Source organism: Pseudomonas algeriensis (assembly GCF_048847255.1).
Taxonomy (GTDB): Bacteria; Pseudomonadota; Gammaproteobacteria; order Pseudomonadales; family Pseudomonadaceae; genus Aquipseudomonas.
This window is the reverse complement of the sequence record NZ_JBKKRK010000007.1, coordinates 85819-108835: the sequence shown is the minus strand read 5'-3', so window position 1 is coordinate 108835 and position 23017 is coordinate 85819. Positions and strand designations below refer to the sequence as shown.

General features: G+C 55.0%; 21 protein-coding genes. 10 read left to right on the top strand and 11 right to left on the bottom strand.

Annotated features, from left to right (window positions below):
* Positions 1–219 precede the first annotated feature (219 nt).
* Positions 220–1194 (top strand): LysR family transcriptional regulator, encoded by a 975-nt coding sequence (locus ACLK1G_RS12800; protein WP_420765755.1) that lies wholly within the window; start codon positions 220–222, stop codon positions 1192–1194.
* 429 nt (positions 1195–1623) lie between these two features.
* Here the strand turns inward: ACLK1G_RS12800 and ACLK1G_RS12795 are convergent, their stop codons facing one another.
* Positions 1624–2268, bottom strand: a complete 645-nt coding sequence (locus ACLK1G_RS12795) for a hypothetical protein (protein WP_420765754.1) — start codon at positions 2266–2268, stop codon at positions 1624–1626.
* A 365-nt stretch (positions 2269–2633) separates the two neighbouring features.
* Here ACLK1G_RS12795 and ACLK1G_RS12790 point away from each other — a divergent pair, with 365 nt between their 5' ends.
* On the top strand, positions 2634–2843 hold the full coding sequence (locus ACLK1G_RS12790) for a hypothetical protein (protein ID WP_420765753.1): 210 nt from the start codon (positions 2634–2636) through the stop codon (positions 2841–2843).
* 440 nt (positions 2844–3283) lie between these two features.
* On the opposite strand, the gene ACLK1G_RS12785 is transcribed toward ACLK1G_RS12790, so the two are convergent.
* Both ACLK1G_RS12785 and ACLK1G_RS12780 read right to left on the bottom strand, forming a co-directional pair.
* On the bottom strand, positions 3284–3664 hold the full coding sequence (locus ACLK1G_RS12785; RefSeq protein ID WP_420765923.1) for a response regulator: 381 nt from the start codon (positions 3662–3664) through the stop codon (positions 3284–3286).
* Positions 3665–3684: 20 nt separating this feature from the next.
* Positions 3685–4014: a hypothetical protein gene (locus tag ACLK1G_RS12780; RefSeq protein WP_420765752.1), complete on the bottom strand. Its 330-nt coding sequence runs from the start codon at positions 4012–4014 to the stop codon at positions 3685–3687.
* Between the two features lie 891 nt (positions 4015–4905).
* On the opposite strand from ACLK1G_RS12780, the gene ACLK1G_RS12775 reads away from it, so the two are divergent.
* Both ACLK1G_RS12775 and ACLK1G_RS12770 read left to right on the top strand, forming a co-directional pair.
* On the top strand, positions 4906–5721 hold the full coding sequence (locus ACLK1G_RS12775; protein WP_420765751.1) for an alpha/beta fold hydrolase: 816 nt from the start codon (positions 4906–4908) through the stop codon (positions 5719–5721).
* A complete protein-coding gene (locus ACLK1G_RS12770; RefSeq protein ID WP_420765750.1) occupies positions 5711–6877 on the top strand; it encodes a PAS domain-containing sensor histidine kinase in 1167 nt (388 codons plus the stop codon). The genes ACLK1G_RS12775 and ACLK1G_RS12770 overlap by 11 nt, the downstream gene beginning before the upstream one ends.
* Before the next feature lie 353 nt (positions 6878–7230).
* On the opposite strand, the gene ACLK1G_RS12765 is transcribed toward ACLK1G_RS12770, so the two are convergent.
* Entirely contained in the window at positions 7231–8157 is a 927-nt protein-coding gene (locus ACLK1G_RS12765) for an AraC family transcriptional regulator (protein WP_420765749.1), read from the bottom strand.
* A gap of 138 nt (positions 8158–8295) precedes the next feature.
* Between ACLK1G_RS12765 and ACLK1G_RS12760 the strand changes: the two genes are divergently transcribed.
* Genes ACLK1G_RS12760 through ACLK1G_RS12750 form a run of 3 tightly spaced genes read left to right on the top strand, consistent with a single transcriptional unit; the run spans position 8296 to position 10434 of the window.
* Positions 8296–9039: an SDR family NAD(P)-dependent oxidoreductase gene (locus tag ACLK1G_RS12760; RefSeq protein ID WP_420765748.1), complete on the top strand. Its 744-nt coding sequence runs from the start codon at positions 8296–8298 to the stop codon at positions 9037–9039.
* A gap of 19 nt (positions 9040–9058) precedes the next feature.
* Complete coding sequence (locus tag ACLK1G_RS12755) at positions 9059–9460, top strand: VOC family protein (RefSeq protein WP_133337999.1); 402 nt, start codon at positions 9059–9061, stop codon at positions 9458–9460.
* Positions 9457–10434 carry a saccharopine dehydrogenase family protein gene (locus ACLK1G_RS12750; protein ID WP_420765747.1) on the top strand — a complete coding sequence of 326 codons (978 nt, stop codon included), beginning with the start codon at positions 9457–9459 and terminating at the stop codon, positions 10432–10434. The genes ACLK1G_RS12755 and ACLK1G_RS12750 overlap by 4 nt, the downstream gene beginning before the upstream one ends.
* Positions 10435–10465: 31 nt before the next feature.
* Here ACLK1G_RS12750 and ACLK1G_RS12745 read toward each other — a convergent pair whose 3' ends face one another.
* Positions 10466–11068 carry a TetR/AcrR family transcriptional regulator gene (locus ACLK1G_RS12745; protein ID WP_420765746.1) on the bottom strand — a complete coding sequence of 201 codons (603 nt, stop codon included), beginning with the start codon at positions 11066–11068 and terminating at the stop codon, positions 10466–10468.
* A 155-nt stretch (positions 11069–11223) separates the two neighbouring features.
* Between ACLK1G_RS12745 and ACLK1G_RS12740 the strand changes: the two genes are divergently transcribed.
* On the top strand, positions 11224–11964 hold the full coding sequence (locus tag ACLK1G_RS12740) for an SDR family NAD(P)-dependent oxidoreductase (RefSeq protein WP_420765745.1): 741 nt from the start codon (positions 11224–11226) through the stop codon (positions 11962–11964).
* Between the two features lie 152 nt (positions 11965–12116).
* Positions 12117–12527 carry a VOC family protein gene (locus tag ACLK1G_RS12735; protein ID WP_420765744.1) on the top strand — a complete coding sequence of 137 codons (411 nt, stop codon included), beginning with the start codon at positions 12117–12119 and terminating at the stop codon, positions 12525–12527.
* A gap of 376 nt (positions 12528–12903) precedes the next feature.
* Here ACLK1G_RS12735 and ACLK1G_RS12730 read toward each other — a convergent pair whose 3' ends face one another.
* Positions 12904–14334 carry an IS1182 family transposase gene (locus tag ACLK1G_RS12730; protein WP_420765922.1) on the bottom strand — a complete coding sequence of 477 codons (1431 nt, stop codon included), beginning with the start codon at positions 14332–14334 and terminating at the stop codon, positions 12904–12906.
* Between the two features lie 695 nt (positions 14335–15029).
* Between ACLK1G_RS12730 and ACLK1G_RS12725 the strand changes: the two genes are divergently transcribed.
* Positions 15030–15818, top strand: a complete 789-nt coding sequence (locus tag ACLK1G_RS12725) for a hypothetical protein (RefSeq protein ID WP_420765743.1) — start codon at positions 15030–15032, stop codon at positions 15816–15818.
* Between the two features lie 1968 nt (positions 15819–17786).
* Here the strand turns inward: ACLK1G_RS12725 and ACLK1G_RS12720 are convergent.
* The 5 genes from ACLK1G_RS12720 to ACLK1G_RS12700 form a co-directional block, all read right to left on the bottom strand.
* A complete protein-coding gene (locus ACLK1G_RS12720) occupies positions 17787–18044 on the bottom strand; it encodes a hypothetical protein (RefSeq protein WP_420765742.1) in 258 nt (85 codons plus the stop codon).
* Entirely contained in the window at positions 18041–18415 is a 375-nt protein-coding gene (locus ACLK1G_RS12715; RefSeq protein WP_420765741.1) for a hypothetical protein, read from the bottom strand. Before ACLK1G_RS12715 ends, ACLK1G_RS12720 begins: the two co-directional genes overlap by 4 nt.
* Positions 18412–18837, bottom strand: a complete 426-nt coding sequence (locus ACLK1G_RS12710; RefSeq protein ID WP_420765740.1) for a cell wall hydrolase — start codon at positions 18835–18837, stop codon at positions 18412–18414. The genes ACLK1G_RS12715 and ACLK1G_RS12710 overlap by 4 nt, the downstream gene beginning before the upstream one ends.
* 70 nt (positions 18838–18907) lie before the next feature.
* Positions 18908–19570, bottom strand: coding sequence for a hypothetical protein (locus tag ACLK1G_RS12705; protein ID WP_420765739.1), 663 nt, complete (start codon positions 19568–19570; stop codon positions 18908–18910).
* 314 nt (positions 19571–19884) lie between these two features.
* Positions 19885–22968 (bottom strand): TipJ family phage tail tip protein, encoded by a 3084-nt coding sequence (locus tag ACLK1G_RS12700; protein WP_420765738.1) that lies wholly within the window; start codon positions 22966–22968, stop codon positions 19885–19887.
* Positions 22969–23017 lie beyond the last annotated feature (49 nt).

The following is a 23017-nucleotide window of genomic DNA, read 5'->3' as shown; positions in this document are numbered from 1 at the left end:
CCAGATACCCTCTAATCGACTGTGCCGGTAGGCTGACTAGTACCTTGTCAGTATCGGCGTCGGCTGGGCCTTGACGTTTTATCAGTTTGCCACTTTCGCACGTTGCGGATTAAGCAAGGTTTTTTGATAAAACCTCATGCCAGAGGGGTTTTTTTGACTTTCAGACCCAGGGTTGCGCATGTCATGATACGACCACCAAAAAATTGCGAGATCAGCAACATGACGGATTTTCGGACCTTAAAGGATTTTATTGTGCTGGCCCGCGTTCGAAGCTTTTCCCAAGCCTCGATACATTGCAATGTAACAACCTCTGGCTTGAGCCGTAGGATCACCGCTTTAGAGGAATGGTTAGGTGCTTCGTTGTTTGATCGTGCACGTCACCAGCTAGAGCTTACCGATGCGGGTGCCGAGTTCCATATCGCTGCTGTCGAAATTGTAGAGCTGTTAGAAAAAACGAGAAACTCGGTTATCCGTACCCAAGAGAAGTTTAGGCGGCAAATTTCTATTGTTGCGCCACATATCATGTCGAGAGCGTTTTTTCCGGCTTGGTTGCCGAGGGCGAGCAAGCAGTTAGAGGCCACTCGTTTTTCCATAGACTTCGCCAATCTTCCTGAATGTTTCAAGCAACTAACCAATCGCTCAGTGGATTTTGTCGTCGCTTTTGATGACAAACATAATGGCATTAACGAACATCTTAATAAAACATTACCACTAGGGGAACTCGAATGCTTGAAAATTGGCCGCGAGTGGCTAGTTCCTGTGAGCGCACCTAATTTGCTAGGAGAACCTCTAAATAGCATTGGTGCACCTAGAGGTGAAATCTCATATCTTCATTACCGCCAGGATTGCTCTTTAAGTTGGGCGCTTGAAAAAATGTTAAAAGTCGCTCCAAACTTACCAGCACTTCGTAAAATTCATGATAGCTCTCTGGCCGATGGTCTTCGTTCTATGGCGATAACCGGATTAGGCGTTGCATGGCTTCCTTTGGAGATCGTTCGGAACGATCTGGAAAGGAAAGATTTGGTTCGGGCGGGCACTGCCGATTTTGATATAGCGTTAGAAATTAATATTTATCGTCGCAAAGAAAAGCTTGGCGCGAATGCTGAGATCTTATGGGACAATCTAAGTAGCATGACAAATGATTCCAGATTTACCGTAGCGAGCCCCGGCACCTCGTACACTTCACTAAGCTAGCCAATTCCTATACGCCATTTATAAGATCAATCATCGCACCATAAAAACGAAAAGCTGATCCACAGGTCATTAGCTGTGTCAGCACCAAGCCTATATGCGAAATGATTGCCCAGGCAAAAGCTACCGTCCCTGAAGAGCCGTTTTGAGCCTGAAGCGGCTCTTTGGTAGCTTCAGCTGCCGGCCCACCAGGGCGAGCGCCATCAGAGGTGCCAAACGAGTTCATAGGTCAAACCTGACTCGAGAAATGATGCTCGCCCATCCAAGAACCCTCAGCGTCTCTCGTCGACTTGCCAGTGCTAAACCTCAGCCTAATTAGATTAAAGACTCCAGCATTGATCTCAACCGCGCGAGCGCCGGCATTCATCGATTTTCTTGTCGATACGTTTGGCGGTGAGCCGTTCTGGGGAATTCGGCAGCCGGCTGAGCTCGTCAGTTTTTGCAAACCACCTGCGGAGGCGCTGCAGGCTCCAACTTTCGGGGAATCACAATTGAGGTTCCAGGCAAAGTGGTAACTTCGAGAACCGCTAACACGCAGAGAAGCGCTTGCTCGCCATCTTTGTTTGGCCTGGTGCCCACCCCAACCAAAGCCTCGTAATCCTTCCCTGGCTCCAGCTTATAAACGAGTGCCTGGCCACCGCAGGACCAGTAAGTGCTGCCATTGCCACCTATGGTCGCGCCCAGGGTCGCAAGTTGAAATGGAAGGTCAGTCCTGACGCGATACTCGGCTACGACCTCTTTGTATGCCCCTTCGCCCATCCGAATGGCAGGGATGTACTGGGCAAGAGTAGGCGAAACTCGTTTCGGCATGCCAATGCTTGCCGAATTAAGAGGGTACTGCGGATAGTTGATGTTCGCCGTCCCGTCACGCCCGAAACGTCCGGCTTGAGCCATCTTGTGCCGGGTAGCAGGAGCACAACTGCCAACGATGCTATCGCCGTACACATCGGAGTTGGTGATGACACGAACACGCGCAATTGCCTCGGATTGAGCAGGCTCTTCGTATGGAACTGAAGGAATTCCAGAACAACCCGCAAGTCCGACACCAAAAAGCGTTACGAGAGTGACAACTCGCATGACCATGTCCCTATGTATTCGAAGCTCGCTGATTGGAAAGAAAACAAACCCAGCCGCAACAGACAACAAAAAAGGGCCCACCTTTCGGTGAGCCCTTCTAGACCGCCCAGCAGAGCGGATTTTGTTTGGTAGGCGCGATTGGACTCGAACCAACGACCCCCACCATGTCAAGGTGACCGTACCTCCATACTAACCTATTGATTTGAAAAGAAAAACTTTCGTCTAATGCACTGCGAAAAACGGCTATAGACCCCTTTTAAAATCAATAAGTTAGCGTTGTATATTCCTACAGTATTTTCCTCCCTCGGCCCACTGGCCCCCATCCTCATGCGCTGCTAATCTGACCCATGAGCCAGGAGCTGCCGATGCCAAATCACGACCTAATCCCTTCGCTGCTACACAAAATCAATGAAAATCAGCTTGCCCTGGAGGCAGCCATTCTTGAACTGTCCAACTGGGTGGAGGCGCGCGGCTCAGTTGAAGTTGCCGACAACGTACGGGGGGCTCTAGACACGATCGAAATGAATGAAGAGTTCATCAAGATAGCACTCGCGGTTCTAATGACGCCTGAATGATCGCTTTCGGCCAATTTTGTTGGAAAAGTCGGTCTGCCCAAACTGCTGCTTAGGGGAAAAAAGCCTTTTTTCGCTGCTGCGTGAAATCCGGGTCCTGGAGCGTCTGCCAAAAATAAAAAATCAATCTCGGAAGCGTACTTTCCTGATGCGCAAACCATAGGCGACTTTTTCAACACAATCGGCCAATCGAGGCCGTTCCGCACGAAGATTGCCTCCTGTCACATTGCGCTCGCTAGCGGCTACCAGATATCGCCTGCATGCGTTCAGACCTATGACCAGAATTCCTGGCTCAAGGCAATACGCCTATAGCCATAAGCAGCTGAGGAACAGCAGCTTTGATTCAACGAAGATATGCGCCAGAGCTGGTTTTTTTGTCAAGCAGTTGCTCTGCGGCCAGCTTCATGAAACAGGCAGCATTGAGGAAAAGGAGAAGTATTGGACTATCGAGGCTCAGCGCAACTAGCTCTCATAGATTTTCCCTGTGTCAATGCCAGCGCAACAGCAATTCTTTCCTTCAGTTCTTCTTGCGAAAACGGCTTTTGCAATACGGGCCGCAAGGCAAACTCGCCCTGGAGTGCGGCGCGACCGTATCCCGAACTAAAGAGGAAGGGAATTTCGCGGTCGCGTAAAATCTCGGCGACGGGGAAGACTAACTGGCCGGCCAGGTTTACATCCAGCATCGCCAAATCCACCTCAATCGAGCGAGCGACGTCGCACGCCTTCCCGAGTTGGGCAACGGACGCAACGACCACGCATCCGAAGTCCTCCAACATATCCTCGATCAACATGGCGACTGCGCCCTCGTCCTCGACAACGAGCACCCTGATTCCATTTAAAGCGTTCACAGGTAGTTCGCTCCGATAGGGAACGAGATGCGGCTAACCATCCCTGCAGCAAGAAACGGGAGCTCAATCCTTTTGTCCTGACGACGCTCTATACAGCGCGTCATCAAACGCAACCCCAATCCATGCCGCGTTAATTCAAAAACTTCACCCAGAATTACACCGTCACAGCTGACGCCGTGCAGGCATACCGTACCGTTGTTGAAGGAATCTTTCGAATCGGTGTCTTTACACACCAGCTCCTCCGTCACGGCATGAAGCGCGGAGGCGTCCTGCAAATAATCGATCACTTCTTGTATTTTGCCATGCCTATCTTCGAATGCGCGCATATTAACCATAGCCACCAGCCGCGTGTCGTCTGGACCTATAATTTACTGCCAACATGCCTAGATTCAACGCAGTTTAGAGCACCGTTGCCACCGGGTCTTCGTCAGCCGGGAGCGGCGCCCCTTCCGGCAAGAGCAGCTATACGAGCCGCGGTCACGATCTCCATTACGCCTGAGTCCGAGCACACTGCGCCACAGCCGAGGCACCTCCGTGATGTATCTGAGGATCCAGCCGTCGCTGTCGCACGAATAGACGGCGCGAGGAAACGTATCGAGCGTGTGCTAATCAAGATTAGCATGTCGTACTCCTGAGCGCTTCGGGAAACTCTTGGAAACCGAAAGCGCATGACATCAGCTCTTCAAGCAAGTTATCAACGTTGACGCCTAGTCACACATGGTGTGCTCCGGATCCCCAGCCTGCGAGCTGCGGGTCTCATTCTAGATTTTAGTAGGAGACTGGTCGCAGGGAAACAATAGGAGTGAGTCGTGTTGACTATTCATTCCTGGTATCGGTTTCATACGCTGGTTTCCGGGGCGCCCCTACAAGCTAAACATCCTTGGTCTGGGCCACTCCCGCGAGCGAATCTGACGCTATCGGGCTACGGTGCGAGCGTCCTGCTGGTACAACCGCCCAAACAGGTTATCTGCCAGCGCCTTTGATCGTGTTGGAGGAACAAGCTATCGGTGCGGTAGAAAATTACCCAGGTCGCTGGGGTACGTACAGCCGCCGCGATAATCTACACCCGACCCCGTGGCCAAACCCGTACCACAAAGGCCAGCGTCTATATCAATAGCCCTTCGCGGACGAGTGCTCGATGAACTTAATAAATGACCTATCGACCCTGCCTATATACACTCCGAGGGACTTGGTCATTACCTTGTCTGGAAATGCACATGGATCTTAAACATCGCAACAACCTGAACGTGATGGGCGAAGGTCCAGCCACGCTGATTTTTTCCCATGGTTTCGGCTGCGACCAAACCATGTGGCGTTATCTCATAGGCCATTTCGTGGACCATTTCAGGATCGTCGTGTACGACCTCGTCGGCGCCGGCCGGTCAGACATCAGCGCGTATGACCGGACAAAGTACAACTCGCTGGACGGATACGCCTTAGACCTTAACGAAATCATTGACCAGTTCGCCATCGGGCCAGTGATTCTGGTAGGCCATTCCGTAAGCGCGATGATTGACGTCTTAGCTGACCGGCAAGTACCCGGTCGCATCGCTGCTCATATCATGGTGGGCCCATCTCCATGCTATATCGACTCCGACAATTATGTGGGTGGGTTCACGCTCGAAGACATCCAATCACTCCTCGACACTCTAGATGACAACTACCTCGGCTGGTCTAGCAATATGGCACCGGTCATCATGGGTGCGCCTGGGCAGCCCGAGCTGGGCGCTGAGCTAACCAATAGCTTCTGCCGTACCGACCCTGAGATCGCCAAGCACTTCGCAAGAGTGACCTTCATGTCGGACAACAGAGGAGACGTTGCTGGCTTGGCTACGCCGACCCTGATCCTTCAGTCTACCGACGACCTGATCGCTCCCGTTGTCGTCGGCGATTATTTACGTGACAGCATGCCCAACAGCACGCTCGTCCTAGTGGATAATGTGGGTCATTGCCCTCACATGAGCGCGCCGGGCGCCTGCGCTGATGCCATGGGTAGCTTTGTACAGCCTTGGAAAGGGTTAAATGCACGGTAAGCCTCCACTGCTCGACCCGCAGAGGCTCTATGATGAGGCGCCATGCGGGCTGGTAGTAACGACAGAGGACGGAGCCATACTGCGCGCCAACCTTACGTTCAGGCGCTGTATCGGTTTCAGCGCACAAGAGCTTCGGAACAAGCGCTTTCAAGATCTGCTCACCATGGGCGGGCGCATCTTTCATCAGACGCACTGGGCTCCACTGATGAAGCTGCAAGGCTCTGTCGCCGAGGTGAAACTCGACCTGCTGCGTCGTGATCGAGGCAAAGTCACGATGCTCGTGAACGGGATCAGGCGCGAGGGGGCCAACGGTGTAGAGCACGAACTTGCGCTCTTCACATTATATGATCGAGACAAGTACGAAAGGGAGTTAATTAAAGCCCGGAAGCTCGCCGAAGAGCTACTGCAGCAGAAAACGGCTGCCGAAACGGAGCTCCGTCTGGCTCAAGCGGCACTGAGCAGGGCTTTCGAGAAAGCCCAGCAACGTGCATCATTTGCCGAGCAAATGGTCGCAATAGTAAGCCACGACCTGAAAAATCCACTGACAGCAATCAAAATGGGCACCGACGCGCTCGCACGCGGCGAGAGCCTCCCTAAGAAAATCAAGATACTCGGCTACATAACGCAGTCAGCTAACCGTGCAGAACGCTTGATCGCGGACCTATTGGATTTGGCCCTGGCCCGGGTCGGACAAGGAATCATCGTCTCTCCTCGTGCCGTGAATTTGCATGATCTTACCCACCGAAGCGTTGAGGAACTGCGCGTTGCGTTCCCCAACGCCAAACTTGTTCACCACGCTAATGGCACAGGCTCTGCGCAGCTTGACGCGGACCGAGTACACCAACTCATCGGTAACCTTATTGGTAACAGCGTGACCTATGGTGACCTGGAGCGGCCGATCACGATTACTTCAACTGTGGATGATGAAACTGCCCATTTATCGGTAAAAAACTACGGTGTTCCAATTGAGCCATCACTGATGACCCGATTATTCGAGCCGATGATCCGAGGCGCGGATCCCGAAGATGGCGTACGCAGCGTCGGTCTTGGGTTGTTTATCGTCCGGGAAATCGCCAAGGCACATGGCGGCCGGGTATCGATCAGCTCCGATGAGAAGGACGGCACTTCATTCACTGTCGCCTTTCCGCTCAATTAAGCTGCACCCTCCCGCAACTTGACCGCGCCTCCTAGCCCCGCTCGGTTTATCTCCGCGCTGTCCTGCTGTACTGCAGCTTAGCTGTCCACGTTCAAGGACGATAGGACAATGGTGCCATGGCATTGGCTGCTTTCCCGAAAGTAATACAGGAACAGACTGGTCTGGTTGGAAGAGAGTGTATCGTTAAATTCAAGGCCGCAGCCCTGCCCCTACAGAGTCGCTCATTGATCGCGGAGGCGACAGGGAGCTCCTGGCCAAAAGCGGACCTTTAAGACTTGTGGATTCTGGGCGAATCCAGTCATCCGCATACGCCTGAAATTGGTCGATTAAACTCTTTCCCAGTTGCTTGCTATCTAAATCTTGAAGGGGGCCAAATTCCTGCGCCTGTTAGATTCTGGAACCTTCGTTTTTCCGAGAATTCTTCCTGCATCCTTCGCAGGTGAAAGCCCAAATACCTTCGTATAGTCTCGACTAAACTGCGTTGGGCTTTCGTAGCCCACCTCGAAAGCTGCCGCCATGACGCTCTTGCCGCTGGCTACCATGAGCATCCGCGCCTGAAGTAAGCGCACTCGTTTTTGATACTGCAATGGACTCAACGTCGTCACCGCTTTGAAGTGGCGATGGAAGGCCGAGACGCTCATTGCCGCTTTCTGAGCCAAGCTTTCCACCCTGATCGGCTCCGCAAAATCTCGACGGATCCATTGAATGGCTGTGTTCACTCTGGCCATGGCGGTATCGGGCGCTGCGATCTCTCGCAGCATCCAGCCGTGGGGGCCTTGCAGCACGCGAAACAGTATCTCGCGTTCATAAGCAGGCGCCAGGGCTGCGATAGCTTCCGGGTTGCCCATCAATCGCAACATGCGCACCCATGCGTCCATTAATTCGGTCGTAACGGCCGCCACCGAAAAGCCCGGGTCGCTTTCATGGCGGCTGACAGGTTTGGGCAGGTCAGCCAGCAAGGTTGATAACACGGTGGGATCAAGAGTGAGGCTTATGGCCAGATAGGGTTCGCCCGTTGCCGCAGGGTGCACTGCGCCCACCGCAGGCAACTGAATCGACATGACGAAATAGGTCGCAGGGTCGTATCGCAGCGTGCGGTCGCCCACGGTCATGGTTTTGCTGCCCTGCAGAATCAAGTTGATCATCGGGTCATAGACTGCCGCCAACATATGCTCGGGGATTTTGCCTTGGACCATAGCGACGCGGGGAATGCCAGTCTCTGTGCGGCGGTTTTCGGCCTTGGCGGCGAGGATGCGGAGTTCGTTAAGTTGTTCGCTCATGCTGGCCATGCTGAATGTCACAGCAGGAGCAACGCAAGCAAAAAGTAGAAACAGGCAGATTTCGAGTAGGAACGGCTGCGTCCGCAGTGACCAGCGCCCTTAATGTGGAGGCTCATTCAATCAATCAAGGAGTACGTCATGGGCGTTATCGTCATTACCGGAGGCAGTCGAGGGATCGGTGCGAGTGCAGCAGAACACGCCGCCCGGTGCGGTATGGGTGTCATTCTTACGTACAACCAGCATCCGGACGATGCGGATGATGTGGTGCGACGCATTGAACGAGCGGGCGGCAAGGGCGTTGCGCTTAATCTCGACGTGGCGGATGTAGAAAGTTTCAAAAGGTTCCGCGATGCCATCCTGTTAGTGCTCCGGGAGACATGGAGCACAAGCACCCTCTCAGGTTTAGTTAACAACGCCGGCTACGGCCTGTTCAACCCGCTGGCGTCGGTCAGCGAGGCTCATTTTGATGGTCTTTTCAAAGTCCATCTGAAAGGCCCTTTCTTCCTGACGCAGACCTTGCTGCCATTACTGGAGGAGAACGCCAGCATCGTCAATCTGACCAGCGCTACTACACGCGTGGCCACCACCGGGGTGGCGCCGTATGCGGCGTTCAAAGGTGGACTGGAAGTGCTCACGCGCTACATGGCCAAAGAGTTCGGTGATCGGCGCATACGTGTCAATGCGGTTTCACCTGGGGCGATTCGAACCGAGTTAGGTGGCGGGCTCAATGATGAGTTTGAGGCGATGCTGGCTGAGCAAACGGCGCTAGGCAGAGTCGGTGAGCCCGAAGATGTGGCCCGCGTCATTGCCATGTTGCTGTCCCAAGACGGGGCTTGGATCAATGCCCAGACCATCGAAGTCGCGGGCGGCTACATCATCTGAACGATCGGGAGACGTTGCCATGCTGGATCATATTTTTCTGTCTGTGAGTGACATTGAGCGCTCTATCCGTTTCTACGAAGCTACGTTGGCGCCGCTGGGTATCACCGCGCGCTTGGACTACGATGGCAAGGACGGTCCGCCTGGGCATCCGGACCTGAAAGGTTTCGGCGCCAAGGGCCGGATGTTTTTCTGGCTGCGTCAGGGTGAAGTCGAAGGCCGAGCGGTACATGTCGGTTTCGTCGCAGACAGTAAAGCTCAGGTTGCGGCGGCCTATGCGGCAGCGTTGGCTCAGGGCGCCGTCGATCAAGGCGCACCGGGGGCGCGTCTGCACTACGACCCCAACTACTACGCGGCCAATGTTCTGGATCCTGACGGATACAGCCTGGAATTCGTTTACAAGAACTGGCAGCACGCCCAATGAAGAAATTGATGATTTATGGCGCAACCGGCTATGTCGGGCGTATGGCGACCGACTATGCAGTGGCGCAGGGACTGGACGTTGTCATCGCCGGGCGCAGCCACGACAAGCTGCGCGCTCTGGCCGTGCAGCTGGACGTTCCTTATCGCGTGTTTACCCCTGATGCCCCGACGACAGGATCCCTGGAAGGCATTGGCGTGCTGGTGAACTTTGCAGGACCCTTCGCGCGGACAGCCGACGCCTTGATGCGGCTCTGCATCAACGCTGGAGTCGACTATCTGGATATCACGGCCGAGATCAATGTATATCGGTTGGCCGAGCAATTGGGTGATGAGGCGGCTGGGTCAGGGGTCATGCTTCTGCCTGGCGTCGGCTGGGACGTAGTGCCGACTGACTGTCTGGCGGTGCATGTCGCTCGCCGGTCTAAAAATCCGCAGTCGTTAAATATTGCACTACAGGTCGCGGGCTCCATGTCACGTGGGTCAGCACTGAGTGTTAGCGAAATTGTTGGAGCGGGGCTGCTGGCCCGGATTGATGGAGCGCTTCTTTCAACTCCCGATGCGCAACCGCGACACTTCGATTTTGGCGACGGCCAGGAGCTGTGCGTACCTTTGTCGTTCGGTGATTTGGTCACCGGCTGGCACTCCACCGGCATTCCCAATATTGCAATATTTGTACATTTTTCCGGTGATCCTTTACCTGACGGAGATCTTTCAAAAATTCCCGAGGGGCCGAACGCGCAACAGCGCGAAGCTCATCGCGCTCGGGCAGTGGCCGAGGTGACTGGCGCTGACGGCACTGTGGCACGTTCAGTGATCGAAACCGCCAACGGTTACACCTATACGCCGATTGCTGCCATGGAGGCGGCACGCCAAGTATTGAACGGCGTGCGACGACCGGGTTTTGAGACACCGGCAAAGCTGCTGGGGGGCTCATTCGCCGAGAGCATCGGCGGTACGACCATCACTGATTACTGATTGATCGGACGATAGTGCAGATGTTGTTTACTCAGGATTCCACTGCGCTGTCGTCTGCCTCGAACTCATGGGCAAGCAACCTGCCGGCAATCCGTGCGACGTTCACCAAGCGCTCGCTGGACATCCCACTGCATGCCGCTGCAGACAGCCCCCGCAGGGTGACCAGGATGTAGTCAGCCCGGGTCTGCGCAGCGTCCGGGCAGACTTGGTCCAGATACCGGCGGATCGCCTGGATTCCAGCGTCGCCGAATTTCTCCGCCATGTTTCGAGCGACCGGATCGTCCGCACGCAGGCCTTCGGTGATCAGGCAACCACGCAAAGCGCTATCTCGCCCGTACTGCTGCGCAGCGGCAATCAGCAGCGAGGTTAGCGCTTCGGCAGCAGGTCGATCCGGTGCCAGCAGTCTGTCCATTGGCAGCGCGTTTTCTGCGGCATAGCGATGCATTGCTCGTTCGAACAGTTCGGCCTTGCTTCCATAGGCGGCGTAAAAGCTCGGCGGCTTGATATTCATTGCCTCGGTCAGGTCGGTCAGGCTGACAGCGTCGTATCCACGCTGGTGAAATAGTGCTTGTGCGATGGCTATCCCTTGCTCCCGGTCAAAGGCGGAACGGCGCTGTCTGGGTTTTTCGTTCATGGCTATTTCTCTAGGTGACACGCCACTGTAGTGATCGCTACATGCAAGTTCAACCGCTTCGGTTGTACTTTTTATTTAGTAGTCACTAAATAATTTGCAGAGGACGTCCTCTCTATGTAGTGTTCACTACATATTCGACAGTTGAGGTTCATCACATGCAATTCAAAAACAAGGTTGTGCTGGTTACTGGCGGTTCTTCGGGCCTCGGCTTCGCAATCGCCGAAGCATTCGTCAGCCAGGGTGCGGATCTGATCATTACCGGGCGCCGCCAGCCTCAGCTAGACGAAGCAGCAAGTCGCCTCGGTGGGAATGTTTCTGCGGTGCGGACTGATATCTCGGACCCAGCCTCCCTAGGGGAACTGTTCAAGCATATCGGTGCGGTCCACGGTCGTATCGATGTATTGATCGCTAATGCCGGGATGGGTGAAATCGAGCCTCTAGGTGCAATCACCGAAGCGGGCTTCGATCGGGTGTTCGCGACCAATGTCAAAGGCACCACCTTTACGGTTCAGGGGGCGTTACCGCTGATGAGCGAGGGGAGCAGCGTTGTCATTATCGGCTCGACTTCTTCGATCAACCCTGGACCTGGTATGAGCGTGTACGGAGCAACCAAGGCCGCACTACGCGCGTTGGTGAGGAGCTGGATTCTCGACATCAAAGGATCGGGTGTACGCATTAACTTACTCAGCCCCGGGCCGGTGGACACCCCGTCCCTACGGGCCGTGCTTGGTGAAAATGCGCCACAGGTAATCGACTTGCTAAATGAGAAGAGCACCCTCGGCCGGATCGGCCAGGCACACGAGATCGGCCAAGCTGCGCTCTTTCTGGCGAGCGAGGCGTCGAGCTATGTCAATGGTGCCGAGCTGTTCGCCGACGGTGGAGCTTCTCAGGTTTGAACGTACATGGATCGGTCGACTCGCCAAATGCTGACCTTCCGCTGAACGACGACAATGCCTTAACTGACAATCCGCAACGGGAAATATCATTCGCTTATAGATGACGAGCGCAACCATCCCGCCGAGTGAATCGGGGATGCAAGGAGTACCAAATGAGAAAGTTTGCTGGATCAGTAATCGATCATGTGGGCATTAATGTCTCGGACATTTTGCATGCTCGCGCCTTTTACGAACGGTCGCTCGAGCCGTTAGGGATCACATTGCTAATGAGCATCGAGACGGACCATCCGCATTCGACGCCTCGCAGACTGGGGTTCGGCTCCGCAGGCAAGCCATTCCTGTGGCTGCACGATGCTCCAGTTCCCAGCTACGGGGCTCATATTGCGCTGGTGGCGCAGAGTCATGGGGCCGTCGACGCATTCCATGCGGCTGCCATCGCCGTTGGCGGACAGGACAATGGCGCACCAGGGATCAGGCCTCAGTACCACTCCGATTATTACGCGGCCTATGTACTGGGCCCTGACGGAGTGAATCTGGAGTGTGTTTGCCAACGGACGCCTTAGTTGCCTGGGCTTTCATTAGGACCTGTCGGTGGCATTCTTCGCCAGCTTTTCAACCACATGAGCGTTTAGCCATGGACGTTTTCACAGGATTGAATGCGTTCATCTTTAGCCGTGGAGCAATGCTGATAACAGATAGCAGCGCCAACTCAAGATGTCTCGTCGCACGGCTGCAATCCTGAGGCTGCTCCTCTAGCCTGGTGCTAAATGGCTGCTCCTGGCCCAGAGTGTGTAAAAACGCATTTGTACACTGTCGGCTCGAAGCGCCGACGGCTGTTAGCTGAGTAATTGCTCACAACAAGTCCTGCGGATCATCACTTGGGCCTGGGAGCCCCCTGCGTCGCTTCTACCTTGCTGGGTGTTCAAAATAAAGACCTCTTCAGGCCGAAAGTGCCTTCATTAAACAGCTGATACCGAGAATTTTCATGACCCGCTTCAAGTTGTAGGCGAGCACATTCAAGCTCATCTCCGCGCTCACCCCGGCCAGCTTTCGGGTCAGGAAGTGCGTCGCACCCATCCATTGCTTGAGCGTCCCGAAGGGATGCTCAACCGTCCGTTTTCGGACTCGCATTATCTCTGGTGCTTTGCTCAGCCGAAGCTGCATCTCCTCCAATACGGCTTCGTGCTCCCAGCGTCGAACTCGTCGTTCCGTGCTCGGTGTGCATTGCAATTTCAACGCGCAGCCCTGGCATTTCGAACTCCAGTAACGATGCAACTTCAGGCCTTTTTCAACGTAGGAGTAGTGCCAGATCAGCGCCTCCCCAGCCGGGCAAATGTATTCGTTTTTTGCCGTGTCATAGACGAAGGCATCGTTATTGAAACGCCCGTCAGCCTTGGCTCCAGAAGTCATCGGTTTGGGCACATAGGCGGTGATGCCAGCATCGTGACAAGCCAGGATTTGTTCGCTTTTGAAATAACCTCGGTCCGCCACCACCGACAACGTTTCTGAGGCTATCGCCTCGCGGGCCTGCTTGGCCATCGAGCTTAGTTGATCGCGGTCGGAACCGACATTGGTCACCTCATGTGCAACGATCAAATGGTGCTGAGTATCGACCGCTGTCTGCACGTTGTAGCCGACGATTCCTGTGCCGCGCGTTATCATGGAACGGGCGTCTGGATCGGTCAGTGAGACCTGTTTATCCGGCGATTCATTGAGCTGGATTTCGATCGCTTGAAGCTCCTTCATTTGAGTTTTGAGCTTGGCGATTTTCTCTTCCAGCCGCACGGCACTGGGCTCGGAAGCTGTGGGTTCTTGCCGATCGGCAGCATCGAGTGCCACCAGGTAACGGTTGATACTCGATTCAATTTCTTCCATGCGCCGCTTCAATTTGGCGTTGGTGAAATTGCGGTCGCGGTTGTTGACTGCTTTGAATTTACTGCCATCAATGGCGACCAGATGTTCTCCAAACAGTCCCAACTGCTGACACAGCATAACGAACTGGCGACAGACGCCTCGGATGGCCTTGCTGTTGTCTTTTCGGAAGTTGGCGATGGTCTTGAAATCCGGCATCAAACGCCCGGTCAACCACATCAGCTCGACGTTGCGTTGAGCTTCTCGTTCCAGCCGCCGGCTCGACTGAATGCGGTTGAGATAGCCGTAGATGTAGATCTTTAGCAGGATCGCGGGGTGGTAAGCCGGCCGTCCAGTATCGGCTGGAATGGCACCTTCAAAACCTAGATTGACCAAGCTGAGTTCGTCGACGAAAACATCAACTACGCGTACCGGATTGGTATCGCTGACGTAGTCGTCGAGGCTTTCGGGAAGTAAGGTGCCTTGGCCTCGGTGTTCACCGTGGATAAAGCGCTTCATAGCAATCCCCGCGATAAAATCCTCAGTAATCATAGCAAGGGATCACGGAGTCGTTTCTACATACGCCGGGGCAATCGCAGACACCAATGGATGCCTATATATAGACGGTCTGGGGGCAGCGACTCTGATTGCTCAGCCTCAGGCTCCGAGATACCCTTTCTCCTCCCGACAGATAGGCGCGGCCGACAAATCATGTCTACTTGCTATTCCATTCAAATCGCGCCAGAAAGACCATTGCCGGCCTTCTATTGCATTGCTGAACATCTATGGGGAACCGGATGTGATGTTGACTCTGACGGTGACTGCGCAGGTTCAGATGATCGCCAATGGACGGAACTGACATTGTCGCTTCGCGGCACATCAGGAGAACGTATCGACATTGACCCGCTCTCGCTCATGCCTCTTACCCTCGTAATCCGTTCATCGCACGCCACCCTCTGCCAAAGAGCGGCCGACTACATCGTATCTGTTTCCGGAGGCACTATCGGCGCAGCTGTTAACGTCAAGACGGTTTGAGTGCGCGGACACGAGGCTTATAGATTTCCGGCAGGTGAAGAATCTAAAAGTGAACCCCTTGGCGTTTTTACACACTCTGGGCCGAAAGCTGCCGTCGACGCGCTCGTCGCCTAGCCCTCGTAAGTATTGCCTTGCCTTGGATACTGTATGCACATATAGAACCGAGCAAGCGACCTCCCATGAATTTTGAACAAGCCAAAGCGCTGGGAATCAAGAAATGGCGCGATACGCTCGATGATTACGACCTCCGGTCACAGAAGCCCGAGGCGTATCGGTCCAGCCTGCTTTCGGCAAGCGCAAGGCTGGCCGAGGAGCGGTTGATTGATCGAGACGAACAGTTTGGCATGGATGAACTAGCGAACTTCGCATACTGGCTCGCAGTAGAAGAGCTGCAATCGACGACGGTCCTGTATCACAGCGCGTCTCAATACGACGTCGTCGCGCGAGACGGCTCCTCAAACCTTGGCACGATTCATCAATCAACCTTTTCGGAAAAAAGCGAGGGCGGCTGCATCCGCCCCTACGACGGAAATGTGTATCGCCAAGGTGGAGAGTTGAAGCTGATTTATAGCGCGGCGCCAACCACGGGCGTGATTGAGAGGTTTGTCCTTACCTTGGATGATGGTCGCCAGTTTGACTTGGTTGAGACAGCCAGAATGATCTTGGGAGTTGTCTATACGCCCGTTGAAGATCCAGACGTCTACCGGTGGCTTGTCGATGCCCTGCAAATCGCGCGCGAAAATCGAAATTTAGTGCTAATGGAAAAGCTTAGGCCGTTTGCGGAACTGGCAAGGTTCGTTCTGTGTTCATCATGCTTGGATCGGTTTGGCGAGCGCGACGATTGCCTATCTTGCAACGGCTTAGGGTTCGTCGAAAGACCGAAATGCCCAGGTAAACTTCCCTTGGAGCGTCGAGGTCCACTGGAAATAACCAGCGAACCCGGGGTGCAAGATGTGCGGCGGAGTTGAGGCAGCGGACAAAAATAGAGCCTATGAACGGGTCAGGGTGTATTTCCCGAACCCCAAAGCAGCAATTCCCGTGGTACTGCAGGACGGGACGGATCTTGGGTGGGTGCGATGGGGGCGCCGTCGAGAGGAGAAAGGCACAGGCCCATCAGGTGGGTGGGCAAAACTAGAGACGGTGGAACGAGGGGGATGGGAAAAGTATCACCCGCAGCGAGCGCTGGGACTTGTGCAGCGATACATGGAGAAAGATGCGGATCGCGTGTCGCACTGGTTCGATATGAACGAGGGCTTTGGGCTTGAATGCCTAATATTAGGTGAAGGCGATGCTCGGCGCGTGTACATAGTCACCACTTCCCCTCCTCCGGAATATGCATTCATACACGACCGCTGGCCGATGATCGGGCGGATTCCCGGCGGCACCGGCTGACCCCAGAGAGGCACCGCGCCACCATATTACTAACTGTTTTTCTGGCTTATCCTCTGGTCCCTACGAACCGAGGCTGCGCCATGGATAGACTAAGTAGGGCGGAAATTGAGGATGCCTTGGGACGCTTGCTACCAGGTAGCATGGTCAAATGTGTTTTATGGGGTGACGGTTCCGCCTCACTTACGGTAACAGGTGAGACCGGGGAATCATTTGCGGTAGTGGGACTGGTCCGAAGTGACTATCGAGGGGGAGCTGGATTGAAAAGCCTCGCTAAGCATATATTTGAGGACATTCAGCTAGCTCGACAGGGATTGAAAACCCACAGAGCGAAACCGTTGTGCAATATTGGTAATCAATCCAGCACCACCGCCCCAGCGCAATACAAAGCCCGCCACTAGGCGGGTTTCTGTTTTTTTTGTTGCTAACCCTTGTTCGATTCATCCTTGATGGACCAGGCGTAGAACGCTACAGCTTCCTCAGCAAGCCTGCGCCATTCAGCGTTATCGATTATCCCCTTCTGCCTATATTCGTCAGCAATTCGGAGGAGAAGGCCGTACTGTCTTTCGGCGTCTGCTCGGCCTTCCGGCCTTCGAAGGAGCTCTCTCCACACATTAAGCGCCTGTTCCTTATTCAATCCAGCCATCCTCTCTTCCTCAACGTCGTCCTGCGGTGGAGCCTATCATCACCAAAATGTTCCATGCTGTGGATGGGTGGGCTAATCGATGTCTGGGCATCAGCTCCCGCATATTGCGTGACAAGCGCGCAAGTTAATTACGGCCCGATCACCGTCGTCGGTGATGGCGATAATTCGTTGAGCATGCGCTGGCTCGAATTGGGCTCTTTTCCTCCATGAATCCGCAGAAACCGCCCGCGGTGGCTGACCCAGCCAAGCCGCAGGAGGGCGCGGAGCAGATTGTGCTGCAGAAGGGCGAACCGGCCGATGCCTTCGAGTGGCTCAAGGTTAGCCACGTTATCGGCAACGCGCGCAACCAAGGGGGCCGAGCTAGCTCGCCCTGTCGCCGGTTTACCCATCTGACACTCGTCGCCAAAACACCCAATCGATCAACCTTGGCTCTAGCAGCGACTACGCTACAAAAGGCTTGATGGCCTGCAGCCTATTTCAAGGAAGATCAAAATGAGAGTCGCCACCTTTTTTCTAACTTCTTGCCTATCGTTCCCTTCAGCTGCAGGTATGCAGCTGGATTACAAATGGTCGTATGATGATGATTCAGAGTACTCCATCATTTCCTCTGTTGAGACCGGGCCTACCGTCCAGGCAGTTATTCGCCGCGTAGGCTCTTACTTTACCTCCTACACCATGATCGAGATCGACTGCACTACTAGGTACGTACGCCAAATGGGATACCACAGCAGCGTTGTAGGTGCTCAAGCTGCTAAGTACGACCTTCACAGCCGCTTTATCGAGGGGATGCTTGCCCACAAAGTACACGCGGTGCTGTGCAGAAGCTCACCTATGACGGAGGAACACTTAACAAACCTACCTGCCGAATAGGTCCCACCTAGTCGTCAGTGATATTAACCTGTTACCGACATGCTAAAACTGCTGCGACAAGCTCCCGCTCATAGCCCATGCGCTGCCGGCGCTCAGCCAGCAGCGCCCGGACTTTCGCCTCGAGCGAGTCGGACTTCTTAAGCCCATCAGTTGCCCAGAGCGGTGCCGCCACCTCCTCGGTCTTGCATGGCACCTGCACGGGAATCTCCACCCGGACCGTTCGAATCTCAGGCTCACGACCGGCGCATCCCGCCAGCGCCAGCACACCAATCAGCAGCATCGCCTTCATAAGCCAAGCTCCCGATCGATGATGGATTCAGCCGCGGTGCACTGGGCGCCGCCGGTTCGCTCCTGCAGGAGGCGATTGGCTACCGCGTAGTCTGGCTGGGCCTCTTCCCTGGCCTTATCCTGCGCCAATGCGGCATTTCGCTCCCGCAACTCACCCGCCAGAACAAGCTCGCCCAGCTTCCGGCCTTGCTCGCCGGCCAACGACTCTAGGTTGTCACGGGCCAGAGTGGCCCGGGATAGGTCTTTGTTCGATGCGTCCAGCAGTGGCCTATAGTGGGCAGCAGCCAGCCACCCACCGAACCCCGCTCCTACGGAGAACAGCAGCAACGCCAGCGCGCCCAGGACCAACAACTTCAGCGTGGCGGGACTCATGGCACATCCTTGAAAAAGATGTGGTGCCGGAGGCGGAAAGTCTGGGTGGCGTCCTTGGCCCAGATCGGAGGATTCGGCAACGTGGTCGCGTAATAGTGGGTCGCGCCATTGGTGATATCAGGCTCCGCGCCGGAGATCACCAGATCCGCCGCCCGCTGTGCCTGGGCGAACTGCTTCGGCGGGATTGGCTTGGCTCCGCTCAAATAGGGATAGTTCGGGTCGTTCTTGTTCCAGCAACTGAACTGGTAGGGTTTCAGGCAAACCCCTGCATAGCCCTCTCCCCACCAGGAGCGGTCCTTGCGATCATTCACGCGATTGCGGATTACGCAGCCCACGGCAACCTGGCCGGCCAGCCCCTCCCCGCGGGCTTCGGCCCACAGCGTGCGCGCGAGGATGTCGCGATCCTTTTCTGTTGTAGTCATTTACATTTCTCCAGGCAAAAAAAATCCCGCTCTCGGCGGGCTTGGAATTGGGTTGAGCGAGATGAACGAGTTAGAAGCCGGTAACGTCTGCGACCATAATCACGGGCATTGGCCCAATCGGTGAATTGGCAGGCGGGCTGGTTGTCGGCGGCCCTTGATTCGCTAGAAGCCCCGACGTGACAGTTCCACCTGACACCCTGACCGACCGAATCATCACCATGAACGCGAGATTTTGTCCTACCTGATTCTGGCGATATCGCGTGTCATAGTTGCTGATCCCACAGGCGTAGGTACGGCCAATCACGACCGGCAATGAGAACGACTGCGTGTCCGAACTGGTTTCATACACTGCGGAAATCCTGAGGATTTTGTTGTTCGAGTCGAAGGTGAGGTTTCCTGCCGAGTCAAAAAGCTGCAAGCCACAACGCGACGGGACAACAGGAGCATCGCCAAAGCAGTAGCACACGACGCTGTCGGCAGTATTCGACCAGAACTCGTAATCAGCGCTGCTGGCAGTAAGAACAACGCTCCTAACTGCAATGGACGATGAAGCCGCCGTCTCACCGAAGAGGACAAACTTGGTTGCCTTGGGCAGGCTTAAAGCAGCCCTATAAATGGTCGAGCCACGGGTCCAACCATATATAGTGAATTTGCCCAAAAACGAAACCGTCAGGACATCTGAATCGATCTGAAGGGTGTTGGTGTCCCTGAATACCTGAAGCCCTATTGGCATCTACCTAACTCCATAGAAAACCTGGCACCCGACCCTAGGGGCATTCGCAGTGGTGCCCTGCCCCCTGAAGTCGGAAAAGCTCCACGAAATGGTGGTCCCATTAATGGTGATGAATGGCACGCAAACAACCGTGGTGTCACCTCCACCTACCCCTTTTGCAGAGAAAAACCATGGGCTTCCCCCTGCAAACCCAGGCACAAAAACAGAACCATTTGCCGTTCCGGTGAAAAACGATCCTAGGTATCGCCCCGTGATCGTGTCGGTTGTGAAGGACACCGAGCCGTCAGCGTTGTAAACCTCTAATCCTGCTGGCATCACCAGATCCCCAGACGCACTCGAAGCTGCCCTGCCTGATCGAAGACCTGAACAACTTGGTTATTGATCGTGAGCTTGCCTCCACCCGAGACCGCTCCATTGAACTCAATTCCCCCCGTCTTGCTGAGCCTCCAACCCGACACCCCAGGGACATAGTTGGTTGATTGAATGGTGTCGCCGATCTTCGCATTGGTGATCGATCCGTCTTGAATAAACGCCGCCTTGATGTAAGCGGTGTTGTTCTGCACCACGAACGGATAGAAGACCTCCGAAGCGTTGGGATCGACTATCGCGAAGCGGCTGGCTGCGATGAGGACTTGGCTGGTGATGATTCCTTCGTCGTTTTCTACTCCAACCCCGATCCCGGCAAGGTAGGGTTTCCCATCAACAGTAAGCCGGGTCTTGATGCTGTACATCGCGGCAAGCTCGCTCTTGAGAGCGTCGATCTCTATCTGGGCGCCGCCGGAATCGATTTTCTCGAGCAAGTGCTTGCTGAGCTGGGTTTCCGTGATCTTATCGTTCAGGTAGTCCAGGATTGGCCCTGCGTCAGCCGACGACTGTCCAAAGACTGGGCCGAAGAAAGCGCCCATATTTCCGACCCGATCAACCAGGCGTGCCCAGAAGAAATAGGTTTTTCCGGGAGCGAGTCCCATGATGGTCAAGTCAGTTTGTGGGTAGGTGTAGTCACCGAATTTGGTGGCATCTACGATCTGGTTGGTTTCGCTATACCAGATCTCCGTCCGTTGCAGATCCGCAGTGCTTACGCCCTGAGGAATCTCCCACTTCAGTTTGATACCGAACACGATCGACTCGGCAATGAACGAGGAGACTTCAGGCGGAGGCGTAGTTTTTCCGTTCAGCACCGTCTCCGCAGAGGTTGCGAAAACAGAGCCGATATCGAGCGAGTTGATCGCTCGCACCTTCGCCGTGTACCTCCCGGCATAGATCCCGCTGACGTCAATTGATGTCGTCCCGGTACGGCCTGCAAAGATCCAATCACCTTCATCTTTGCGCCAATACACCTCATAAGCGATTGCCGCTTCTGGCCTCTCCCAGGTAATTGTCATGACGCTGATCGCGCTACCCTGATCGACGAAATGGTCGTTACTGAGTGTCACGTTCGTTGGCGGCTTCTGAACGCTTGGGGGAACGACGCTGATTGGTGGACGCTCGATACGGCTGCCGTTGTCGATTGCACCGTATTTGCTCGAGTTGTGCCGTACAGCATTGATGGTGAACTTGATTTCCGTGTCCGAAAAATCTTCCGCTACGGACATCACCCGAAACTGTTGCACCGCCAAGGCAGGTGAGTCGATTGCCCACATGGAGTGAAGCGGTGGCAACGCCTCGAGGCTTTCCGACAGCACAACTTGTTGTACCTCAGCCGGAAAACCCGTGGTATCAAAAGTGATGTTGCCGTTGTCCCACGTGATGCCGGAGCTGTCCCAAGTCAGCGGATAACCCACAGACTTGATGGCTCGAGACACAGCCTTACCGTTGGGCATAATCAGGGTGATGGTGTCGCCCGGAAAGGCCGTCACATCCGCGTCGAGGACGAGAGTGTCGAGCGTTGAAGAACGCAGCCGGCCACCAATTCGGCGCCCAGCCCTGTCGTTATCCGCGATCCGGATGATCTGACCAGGCCGCGCCAAGGTGCCATCCAAGCCAACGGAAAAGCTGACGCTCTCTGTCTCCAGACGACTGGTAAGCAATGCCCATTTACCAACGCGCTGCGCCTGAGCCTGAGACGTGCATCCTGTAGCTGTGATTTCGGTTTGCTGGATGCCGTAACGAGCGATTCCGGGCTGGTCGTCTACGTACTCAACCTTCTGCCGGTAAAAATCCGAAGGATCGTTCCAGCTCACCAGGGCAACGGTATAGCGCGTCTTCTTGGCAGATCCGGTGTAGTTGAATTTCCCGTCGATGACGTTGGCATTCGAGTAGGTATAAACAGGATCCTCTGGTATATCGGCCACGGCCATGACGGAACCGGCAGCCCAGTACGCCATCCCACGGAACGCTGTCGCCAGATCCTGGAGCACGCGCAGCGCATCAGCGCGGACCGAAAGGTACAGATTGCAGGTGAAACGCGGCTCGGTGCCGCCCTTTCCGTCGGGGACTGGCTGATCGCAATACTGACCGATCCGATACAGCTCCCATTTATCCACCTGCCCCGCGTTCAGCAGATGGCCGAGCCCATAGCGGAAATGCAGCAGTAAGTCGTAAAAAATCCAGGCAGGATTATCTGTCCAGGCGCTTTTAAAGGTGCCATCCCAGACTCCCGTGTAGGTGCGCGTCTCTGGGTCATAGTTGCTTGGAACCTTGATGATGCGGCCATACAAATCGAACGAGCGAGTCGGAATCGATTGAAACTGCGACGCATCGAATTGCAGGCCGACGATGGCCGAACCTGGGTATCTCAGCTTCGCGTCGATAATCTCTGTAATTGCCTCAACGTTGGTGGTGTCTGATATCGCGGAGCTGGTGGCATTGGCCGTCAGACGGATCACGCGCACGGTCCAGCCTCTGGTCGCGCTAGGAAGGTCGACGCGGTGTGATCGTTCGTATTTTGTCGATGTCTTTCCGCTGAAAGCCGCGTCTAGCACGGACACAAAGGGACCGCCGTCGGTGGACAGCTCAATCCTGTATCGGACCGTGTATCCGTTGGTGTCGCCGTTTGTGGTGTTTGTCCGTGCAAGACGTGGAGTGGAAAGTCTGATCCGGACTGCCGAGAGTTGAAGATTGGTTACCGCGCGCACCCAAGGCTGGTCGGAGCGGAGCTCAACACCGACGGCAATTTCGCTCTCCACCGCGGGGAAGCCCGAGATGTGTAGTTGATCTTGACTGCCGGTTCGCACCTCTTGGCTGACGCCGCTGAAGTTCAGCGTTCCATCCGGGTTTGCCAGCGGTGTTTCATCAAGAAAAATGGACTGCATGCCGTTCGCCAAGCCTCGAATCTCACCTTCACTCACCAGGTCGAGAATTCGCGCGAAAGCGGTGCTTTGCAGGTTGTCCGGAGCCTCAACGGAAGGACGCGGCTTCGACTCACCACCCTTGCGTCCGGCTATGGCTAGCTGGGTCATGACTTTCCTTTGGGCGAAAAAAAGCCCGCTCAATGGCGGGCCTCGTGAT